At 73.8% G+C, this 8976-nt stretch carries 10 protein-coding genes and 2 pseudogenes; 8 read left to right on the forward strand and 4 right to left on the reverse strand.

Translation table 11 applies throughout. The features are described 5' to 3' along the window. Both C1I97_RS40100 and C1I97_RS24765 read left to right on the forward strand, forming a co-directional pair. Nucleotides 1-1212, forward strand: a pseudogene (locus tag C1I97_RS40100) (hydrolase); the annotation flags it as partial. 67 nt (nucleotides 1213-1279) lie between these two features. Then, a complete protein-coding gene (locus C1I97_RS24765; protein ID WP_111005389.1) occupies nucleotides 1280-1939 on the forward strand; it encodes a DedA family protein in 660 nt (219 codons plus the stop codon). 52 nt (nucleotides 1940-1991) lie between these two features. On the opposite strand, the gene C1I97_RS24770 is transcribed toward C1I97_RS24765, so the two are convergent. Next, the gene (locus C1I97_RS24770; protein ID WP_111005390.1) at nucleotides 1992-2519 is read right to left on the reverse strand and encodes a gamma carbonic anhydrase family protein; all 528 of its coding nucleotides are present in this window, start codon (nucleotides 2517-2519) and stop codon (nucleotides 1992-1994) included. Between the two features lie 80 nt (nucleotides 2520-2599). Between C1I97_RS24770 and C1I97_RS24775 the strand changes: the two genes are divergently transcribed. Further along, nucleotides 2600-3430, forward strand: a complete 831-nt coding sequence (locus tag C1I97_RS24775; RefSeq protein WP_181446896.1) for an acyltransferase — start codon at nucleotides 2600-2602, stop codon at nucleotides 3428-3430. Nucleotides 3431-3457: 27 nt separating this feature from the next. Here C1I97_RS24775 and C1I97_RS24780 read toward each other — a convergent pair whose 3' ends face one another. Then, nucleotides 3458-4315 carry a DMT family transporter gene (locus tag C1I97_RS24780; protein WP_111005391.1) on the reverse strand — a complete coding sequence of 286 codons (858 nt, stop codon included), beginning with the start codon at nucleotides 4313-4315 and terminating at the stop codon, nucleotides 3458-3460. A gap of 93 nt (nucleotides 4316-4408) precedes the next feature. Here C1I97_RS24780 and C1I97_RS24785 point away from each other — a divergent pair, with 93 nt between their 5' ends. Together C1I97_RS24785 and C1I97_RS24790 are read left to right on the forward strand one after the other, a co-directional pair. Then, nucleotides 4409-4981 carry a helix-turn-helix domain-containing protein gene (locus tag C1I97_RS24785; protein ID WP_111005392.1) on the forward strand — a complete coding sequence of 191 codons (573 nt, stop codon included), beginning with the start codon at nucleotides 4409-4411 and terminating at the stop codon, nucleotides 4979-4981. Nucleotides 4982-5024: 43 nt separating this feature from the next. After that, the gene (locus tag C1I97_RS24790) at nucleotides 5025-5579 is read left to right on the forward strand and encodes a YbaK/EbsC family protein (RefSeq protein WP_111005393.1); all 555 of its coding nucleotides are present in this window, start codon (nucleotides 5025-5027) and stop codon (nucleotides 5577-5579) included. A gap of 9 nt (nucleotides 5580-5588) precedes the next feature. Here C1I97_RS24790 and C1I97_RS24795 read toward each other — a convergent pair whose 3' ends face one another. Further along, complete coding sequence (locus C1I97_RS24795) at nucleotides 5589-5996, reverse strand: CoA-binding protein (RefSeq protein ID WP_111005394.1); 408 nt, start codon at nucleotides 5994-5996, stop codon at nucleotides 5589-5591. Between the two features lie 148 nt (nucleotides 5997-6144). On the opposite strand from C1I97_RS24795, the gene C1I97_RS24800 reads away from it, so the two are divergent. The 3 genes from C1I97_RS24800 (at nucleotide 6145) to C1I97_RS24810 (ending at nucleotide 8113) form a co-directional block, all read left to right on the forward strand. Then, nucleotides 6145-6876: a hypothetical protein gene (locus C1I97_RS24800; protein ID WP_181446895.1), complete on the forward strand. Its 732-nt coding sequence runs from the start codon at nucleotides 6145-6147 to the stop codon at nucleotides 6874-6876. Next, complete coding sequence (locus tag C1I97_RS24805; RefSeq protein WP_111005396.1) at nucleotides 6873-7415, forward strand: SixA phosphatase family protein; 543 nt, start codon at nucleotides 6873-6875, stop codon at nucleotides 7413-7415. The genes C1I97_RS24800 and C1I97_RS24805 overlap by 4 nt, the downstream gene beginning before the upstream one ends. A 71-nt stretch (nucleotides 7416-7486) precedes the next feature. Continuing rightward, complete coding sequence (locus C1I97_RS24810) at nucleotides 7487-8113, forward strand: YigZ family protein (protein WP_111005397.1); 627 nt, start codon at nucleotides 7487-7489, stop codon at nucleotides 8111-8113. 118 nt (nucleotides 8114-8231) lie between these two features. Here the strand turns inward: C1I97_RS24810 and C1I97_RS24815 are convergent. Continuing rightward, nucleotides 8232-8513, reverse strand: a pseudogene (locus C1I97_RS24815) (IS5/IS1182 family transposase); the annotation flags it as partial. Nucleotides 8514-8976: the final 463 nt, after the last annotated feature.

An 8976-nucleotide genomic window follows, 5' to 3' on the forward strand; every position in this document is an offset into this window, starting at 1 on the left:
CACCCGCCCCGCCCCGGTACGACGCCGGGAGAGTCCGACCGCGGTCTCGTCGCCCGGTTGCGGGACCCCGACGACGGTCACCACGCCGTCGCGCTGCTGCTCGCCCGGCACTGGCGGGCGACCTACGACTACGCGGCCATCTGCCTCACCGCTCAGGGAAGTTCGGCCGTCATGGTGGCCACCGCCGCCTTCCGGCAGGTGCTGCGCCGGCCGGAAGGCGGTGCCCTGCGTCCGCAACTCCTCGTCGCCGCCCGCGAGGTGGTCCGGGAGTGGGCCGGCGACGAGACGGCACGCGCCGTACTGCCGGAACTCGGCAGACCCGCGGGCGGTCGCGGGCTGCGCGCGGTGACGTCGATGACGCCCGTAAAGCGACAACTCGCCGACCGGGCTTTCCGGGCGCTTCCCGGCACTTTCCAATGCCTGCTCTGGCACGCCGAGGTCGAGGCCGAACCCATGACCGTACCGGCCGGTCTGCTGGCCCTTGACGCCGATACCGCGGCGGGCGCGCTGCGGCAGGCCCGGGAACAATTCCGGGCGGGCTGCGTACGCGCCCACCGGGAACTCGCGCCGACCGGGGAATGCCGCTTCTACAACCGTCTCCTCGACACCCCCGTGCGCCGGAGCGGCGCGCCGCTGTCCGACGTCCGGCTCCATCTGCGGGTGTGCCCCCACTGCCGGTACGCCGCCGAGCAGCTCAGTCACTTCGACGGCGGACTCGAGGTCCTGCTCGCCGAGACGGTGCTCGGCTGGGGCGCCCGCCGCTATCTCGACTCCCGCCCGGCCCGAGCCCCGCGAAGGGCGTCGCACAGAACGTCGCACAGAACGCCGCACGAGGCGCGGCCCGACCCGCTGCGCAGGTACCGCACGGCCCTGGCCGTGGGCGTCGGCCTCACCGCCCTGGCCCTGCTCGCCACCGTGCTCGCCACCAGGACCTGGGCGGACGACCGCACCGCGCCCGGCCACGGCGCCGACGGCGGAACACACAGCACGGGCTCCGCCCACCCGGGCGTCACCGGCGGACCGTGCCGGGACACCGCCTCCCCGCAGCCGGAGTACGGGACGCGGGGCCGCCGCGGCGGTTGCCGGCAGCCGGCCGGCGCCGCGGCCGGGCCGCATCCGCGGAAGCCCGCGGCGGGCCGCGCCGTCGGCACCCCGGCCTCGGGAACGCGTGCGCGATCCGTGGGTCCCCGCCCCGGAAGGCCGACCCGGTAGTCTTCCCGGGGGCGCTCTTCGCGGGCGCTCCCGAGAACACATGGGCGCAAGACGGGGAGGACCGGCGGTGCACGTCCAGGAATGGCTCGAAACGGTACCCGCGGCCGCCGTCTACGCCGTGGTGGGCCTGATCATCGGCCTGGAGAGCCTGGGCATCCCGCTGCCCGGCGAGATCGTCCTGGTCTCCGCCGCCCTGCTGTCCTCCCAGCACTCGGGCATCAACCCCGTGGTCCTCGGCACGTGCGCCACCATCGGCGCGGTCGTCGGCGACTCCATCGGCTACGCCATCGGCCGCAGGGGCGGCAGACCGCTGCTCGCCTGGCTGGGGAAGAAGTTCCCCAAGCACTTCAGCGAGGGACACATCGCCACCGCGGAGCGGTCCTTCGAGAAGTGGGGCATGTGGACGGTCTTCTTCGGCCGCTTCGTCGCCCTGCTGCGCATCTTCGCCGGCCCCCTCGCGGGGGTGCTGCGGATGCCGTACTGGAAGTTCCTCATCGCCAACGTCCTCGGCGGCATCTGCTGGGCGGGCGGCACCACGGCGGTCATCTACTACGTCGGTGTGGTGGCCGAGTCCTGGCTGAAGAAGTTCTCGTGGGTGGGTCTGGTGGCGGCCGTGCTCATCGGGCTCGGCTCGATGCTGATCGTCAAGCGCAAGGCGAAGAAGGCGCAGGCCGAGCACCGCGAGCGCGAGGCCGAGGAACCGGAACCCGTTCCCGCCGGGGAGTGACCGGCACGCCCCTGCCCAGAGGGTGCGCGGGGGCGGCGCCGGTGCGCGCGTCCTAGTCGTGCACCTCGCGGTGCGCCCTCGCGAGCTCCGCGTACATCGTGCCGTTCAGCGTGATTCCCTGACGCTCCTCCTCCGTCAGCTCCCGCCTGACCCTGGCGGGCACCCCCGCGACCAGTGACCCCGGCGGCACCCGCATGCCCTGCGGCACCAGTGCCTGCGCGGCCACCAGGGAACCCGCGCCGATCACCGCGCCGTTCAGCACCGTCGCCCCCATGCCGATCAGGCAGTCGTCCTCGACGGTCGCGCCGTGCACCACCGCGTTGTGCCCGATGGAGACGCGCTCGCCGACGCTTACCGGGAAACCCGGGTCGGCGTGCAGGGTGCAGTTGTCCTGGACGTTGCTGCTCGCGCCGACGGCGATCCGCTCGACGTCGCCGCGCAGCACCGCGCCGTACCAGACGCTCGCGCCCGCGCCCAGCGACACGTCACCGACCACCGTGGCCGTGGGCGCCACGAACGCCCCCTCGTCCACCCGCGGCTCCCGGCCGCCGATACCCGCGATCAGCGCCTTGTGCGTCATCCTCGTCCTCCCTTTCACGGCATGGGTCCGACGGCACCGTACGGCATCCGGTGGGGCGAAGATCACAGGCGTCGGGGCTCATGGGCGCGGCCGGGCCTGAGTACGGTGAGCGGGTGCCCAAGCCCAAGAACACGTTCTCATCATGGCGGCGCCGCCTCGCCCAGCGCGCCGTCCACGCGGGCTGGGCCTGGGTACAGCGCACGGGCTCCGTCACCGCCGAGCACCCCGGACGCCTCCGCTTCGGCGCGATGGGAACAGGTACCAGGCTGGCCTTCCCGCTCGGCACGGTCTTCGGCGAGCGGTGGATCCACCTGGGCGCGCACTGCATCATCGGCGAGCAGGTCACGCTGACCGCCGGGCTGATGCCCGACCTCGACCTCGGCCCCGAGCCGATCCTGCGCATCGGCGACGGGGTGGTCCTCGGCCGCGGCAGCCACGTCATCGCCGACACCACGGTCACCATCGGCAGCGACTGCTACTTCGGGCCGTACGTCTACGTCACCTCCACCAACCACTCCTACGACGACCCGCACCAGCCCATCGGCAGGCAGTGGCCCCGGATGGAGCCGGTGGAGATCGGCCCCGGGTGCTGGATCGGCACCGGCGCGGTGATCCTGCCGGGGGCGCGGGTCGGGCGGAACGTCGTGGTGGCGGCCGGCGCGGTGGTGCGCGGCGAGGTGCCCGACCACGCGGTGGTCGCCGGGGCGCCCGCCCGGGTCGTACGCCGCTGGACGGCTGCCGAGGGCTGGCAGCCGCCGCTGCGGACCCCGGCTCCGGTGCCGGTACCGGAGGGTGTCACCCCGGAGCAGTTGCTGGCGCTGGCCGACCTGGACGAGGAGAGCACGGCCCGCCTGGCCGGGCCGGCCGGGGAGAGGGGCTCCCGGCTCGCCGGGCTGGAGACCGAGGGCTGATCCGCCCCGTGGCCGCCCGGCGCGCGCTCAGCCCGCCGCCAGCAGCAGCGTCCCCACCAGTGCCAGCCCGGCCCCCGCCGCCTGCACCGCCCGCAGCCGTTCGCTGAGGAAGCCGCGGGCGGCCAGCGCGGTCACCACCGGGTAGAGGGAGGCGAGGACGGCGGCCACCGTGACCGGGCCGTGCTGGGCGGCGACCGAGTACGTGCCGTTGGCCGCCACGTCCGCGAGGCCGACGAAGCCGAGCGCGGGCAGCGCACGCCAGGGGAAGCCTCCTTCCGGCAGCACGGCCCCGCCCCGCCGCGAGGAGACGTAGAGCGCGGCTCCGCCCGCCGCCACGTTGGTCACGCGCTGCACGAAGAGCGCGAGGAACAGACCGGTGAGCGTGGTGGAGGCCTCGGCGATCAGCGCGAGCACCGCGCCGAAGCCGAGCGCCGCGATCAGCGTCAGCCAGATCGTCTGCCGCCGCACGGCGGCGCCCCCCAGCCGCGGCCCGCCCGCGAGCACCACGCCGGTCACGGCGACCGCGATGCCCGCGACCTGCGGCGGTCCCGGCCGCTCACCCAGCAGCAGGCCGACCGAGAGGGGCACGGCCACGGCCAGGGAGGCGAGCGGCGAGACCACCCCCATCGGACCCAGGGCGAGCGCCTTGTAGAAGCAGAGCATGGCGACCGGGCCGACCAGACCCGCGGCGAACGCGAACCACAGCCGCGGGCCGGCCTCGCTCCAGCCTCCGGTGGCGAGGACGACCACTCCCAGGACGGCCGCCGCGACGGTCTGGGAGACCACCACGACCGTCAGGGCCGGGCTGCGCCGCGCGAGCAGCCCGCCGCCGAAGTCGGCCAGGCCCCACAGGAGGCTGGTGACCAGGGCGAAGAGTGCTGTCACGGCGTACCTCGCAGTACAGTGCGGTGGACGATCGGGTGCAACCCACCGTAGTGCAGTGAAGTGAACTCTGTCATCCAGAATATTGGACGGAATGTGTCGGACCTCGAACTGCTGACCCAGTCCCTGGCGCGCAACGTCAAACGCTGGCGCACCGAGCGCGGCTTCACCCTGGACACGCTCGCCACGCGCGCGGGTGTCAGCCGCGGCATGCTCATCCAGATCGAGCAGGCCCGCACCAACCCCAGCCTCGGCACCGTCGTCAAGATCGGTGACGCGCTCGGCGTCAGCATCACCACCCTGCTCGACTACGAGCAGGGCCCGAAGGTCCGGATCGTCCCCGCCGACCAGGCCGTCCGCCTGTGGCACACCGACGCCGGCAGCTACAACCGGCTGCTCGCCGGCGTCGAGGCGCCCGGTCCGCTGGAGATGTGGGAGTGGCGCCTGATGCCCGGTGAGCGCAGCCCGTCCGACCCCCATCCCGCCGGCACCGTCGAACTGGTGCACGTCACCGCGGGGGAGCTGACGCTCACGGTCGACGCGGTGGAGTACCGCGTGCCGGCGGGCGCCAGCGCCTCCTTCGAGGCCGGCGCCCCGCACACGTACGCCAACGACGGCGCCGTACCGATGGACATGGTCATGGCGGTCTCGGTACCGCCCGTGCAGTGAGACGCCCGGCCGGGCCGTGCCGCGCGGCTGTTAGCGTGCGGCCATGCGCGCACCCATCGGAGACTTCGACCGGGCCGTCCCCGCTCCCGACTGCCTCGACGAGCTGACCCGCCCGGTCGCCGACGCCGTACGCAACTGGCGCGGCAGCGTCCCGGCCGACCGGATCCTCTACGTCGAGACCGACCCGCGGTGGGCCGACACCGCCGTCTTCGTCGAGCACTACGGCCGGGACCTGCTCGAGACGTCCGCGAACTGCGTGGTCGTGGCGGGCAAGCGAGGTGGTGGGACCCGGCTGGCCGCGTGCCTGGCACTGTCCACCACACGCGTCGACGTCAACGGCGCCGTACGCCGCCGTCTCGGTGCCCGCAAGGCGTCCTTCGCCCCGATGGACGTGGCCACGGGGGAGACCGGCATGGAGTACGGCGGCATCACCCCGCTCGGCCTGCCCGACAGCTGGCCCGTCCTGGTCGACTCCGCCGTCGTGGACCTGCCGTACGTCCTCGTCGGCAGCGGCCGCCGCCGCGGCAAACTGCTCGTGCCGGGCAAGGCGTTCGCCGAACTGCCGGGAGCCGTGGTGCTGGAGGGACTGGGGATCTGACGCCGCGGGTCAGCCCAGGCGGGGGATCTCGATGGCCGGGCAGCGGTCCATGACCATGTCGAGACCCGCCGCCCGGGTGCGCTCACAGGCGGCCTCGTCGATGACGCCGAGCTGGAACCAGACGGCCTTCGCGCCCTTGGCGACCGCCTCGTCCGCGACCGGGCCGGCCAGGTCGCTGTTGACGAAGACGTCGACCACGTCCACCTCGAACGGGATGTCCTCGAGGGCGGCGTAGCCCTGCTCGCCGTGCACCGTCTCCGCCTTGGGATGCACCGGGACGACGCGCTTGCCGAAGCGCCGCAGCACCTCGGCGACGCCGTACGCGGCCCGGCCGCGGTTCGACGACAGGCCCACGACGGCCCAGGTGTCACCGAGTTCGGTCAGGATCTTCCGGATCGTCGCCGCGTCGCCGTACACCAGGGATCTCCTTGACTTGGGGAAGGGCCGTCGACTGGGCAACGGCGGGCGCCGCCCGGCGATTCCCCGTCGGGGTGAAACCAGTCACCATGTCCGGAAAGTGTGCCGTGGGCCTGCGTGTGGCCGTCCGGCCGCCTACGCTCGGGCCGTGCTGCGCATCATCGACGCCCGAACCGGCGAACTCGTGGACGCCGCCCCCGCCCGCCGCGGCCTGACCCGGGTCGAGGCGCACGCGTCGGGCTTCGACGCCACGGGCCTGCGCGTGCTGCTGGTCGCCGACGTCCTCGTCCGCGCCCTCGAACTGGGCGGCACGCCCGTGTGGGCCACGCTGACCGGCGACCGGGAACAGGCGGAACTGCGGGCGGGCGCCGCGACCCTCGGTGTCCGGCCCTTCGAGGATGGCCGCGGCCTCGGCGCCGCCCTCGACGAGGCCCAGGTCGTCCACGTGGCCGCCGGGGGCGGCGCCGAGGCTTTCGAGGGCGTACGCGTCGCCGTCGCGTCCGTCGACGCGGCGGTGCCCGCCGCGCCCGCGGCCGACGACGACCCCGCCGCCTGGCGCCTGGCCCTGCTCGCCCGCGGCCGCACCGTGCCCGTACGGCTCGACGCCGCCGCGCTGGACAAGGCCCGCCGGACCCTCGCCCGCTGGCGCCGCGCGGTCGCCGACTGGGCGCGGCGGCCCTCGCGGCCGGTTCCCGACGAGGCGCGCGGCCGGCTGCGCGGCGCCTGGGAGGACGACCTGGACGTCCCGGCGGTCCTGCGGGTGCTGGAGTGGGTGGGGACCCACCCGGACCTGGCGGACGGGGCGCGCTTCGAGACGTACGCGTACGCGGACCGGCTGCTCGGCCTCGACCTCGTCCGCGACCTGGGAGGTACGGCGTGAACGCCCGCGCGGGAGCCGGCCCGCTGCGCCGCCTGGTGGTCCTGCGCCACGCCAAGTCCGCCCGGCCCGAGGGCGTCGCCGACCACGACCGCCCGCTCGCACCCCGCGGCCGGAGGGACGCACCCGCGGCGGGGCGCGCGCTCGCCGAGGCCGACTGCCTGCCGGACCTCGCGCTGTGCTCCACCGCCCTGCGCGCCCGCCAGACCTGGGAACTGGCCTCGGCCCAGTGGGGCACCCCGCCACCCGTGCGCTACGCCCCCGAGCTGTACGCCGCCGACGTCCCCGGCCTGCTGGCGGCCGTGCGCGAGGCGCCGCCCGAGGTCGGGACGCTGCTGCTCGTCGGACACAACCCGGGCCTGGAGCGCCTGGTCCTGGAGCTGGCCGGGGACAGCCTGGACGACACGCTGGACCGGCTCCGCGTGAAGTTCCCGACCTCCGCGATCGCCGTTCTGTCCTGGCACGGTCCCACCTGGCGGTCGCTCACGCCCCGTGCCGCACTCCTGACCGACTTCATGGTGCCGCGGGGCGCGAAGCACTGAGAGGGGCCGTGCCGACGCCGGAGCCGTACCTCGGGCGGAGGCGCTCCGGCCGGTCCGCATAGGCTGGGCGGATGCAGGACGAGTACCGCACAGTCGCACGCGCGGGCGTGCACGAGACCGAGATCAACCGTTCCCGCTTCCTGTGCGCGCTCGCCCCGGCGGCCACCGAGCAGGAGGCCCAGGACTTCATCGCCGCCGTCCGCAAGGAGCACGCGGACGCCACGCACAACTGCTGGGCCTACGTCATCGGCGCCGACGCCGGCGTCCAGAAGGCGAGCGACGACGGCGAACCCGGCGGTACCGCCGGCGTCCCCATGCTCCAGATGCTGCTGCGCCGCGACATGCGGTACGTCGTCGCCGTCGTCACCCGCTACTACGGCGGCGTCAAGCTCGGCGCGGGCGGCCTCATCCGGGCCTACGGCGGAGCCGTCGGCGAGGCCCTGGACGCGCTCGGCACCCGCACCCGCCGCAGGTTCCGCATCGCCACGGTGACCGTGGACCACCACAGGGGCGGCAAGGTGCAGAACGACCTCAGGGCCACCGGCCGCGAGGTGCGCGACGTGCGCTACGGCGAGGCGGTCACCATCGAGATCGGCCTGCCGGACGCCGACGTGGACGCCTTCCGGAACTGGCTGGCGGACGCCACGGCCGGGACGGCCGGGTTCGAACTGGGCGGGGAAGCCTACGGAGACGCGTGACAGAACGGAGGATCCCGCATCCGGCGACCAGCGCGGTAACCCGCTCCAGCTCCTGCTGATCCACGAACGGGTTCGGTGAAAGGGCGTTCAACGTGGGCGAGGCGCCGCTCATGCCCTGGTGGGTTCCTCGCCAGGTGGGTGTGGTCTCGTCCGTTATGCGCATGGCGGAGTTGTTGATCGACGCGACGTGGATCATGGCTTCGGAGCCGGCGGCGGGGGTCTCGCAGTCGCGGGCGAGTCGGCGGTGCATCATGATCCACCCGATACTCCGCTCCACCACCCAACGTCTTTTCACGACGCGAAAACCACGGACTTCGGGGTTTCTGTCGACGACTTCGACGTCGATTCCGAGCTGCGCTCCGTGCTCGACGACGGCCTTCTTGAAGCCGGTGTCCACTTCGGTCGGCGCGGACCTGGGCGAATACGCTGCGAACTTCGCCGAGGTCGTCGTCGCCTCCTCCGCCGCCGCGCTGGAGGCCGCCGGGCTGCGCATCGCCATCTCGCCGATCCCCTCCCCGCGCGGCAGTAACCGACTGGTACGACCAAAACCGGCCAACGGTGAGATTGGGCACATTCCGCCCGCCGGATACGACGCCGCCAACCACCGCCCGAGCGCCACGAAAGCCCAGGTCACAGGCAACACCTGAGGGCTCTGTCGACCCGGAGCGGCTCACGGAGATCACTTCGTTAGAGGTACTAACATAACTAGAGGGCCCCACGACAGGGTGCCCACTCTGCACGGCCTCCCCCATCCCTTCGGATCGAGGCCGCGGACGTCTGCCCGCGCCGGCGCCCGCCCGAACTCGTCGCCGACAGGAGGAGGACCGTATGCCCGAAGCCGCAGACATGACCCGCCCCGGGAG

The sequence above is a fragment of the Streptomyces sp. NTH33 genome (assembly GCF_003236365.1).
GTDB lineage: Bacteria > Actinomycetota > Actinomycetes > Streptomycetales > Streptomycetaceae > Streptomyces.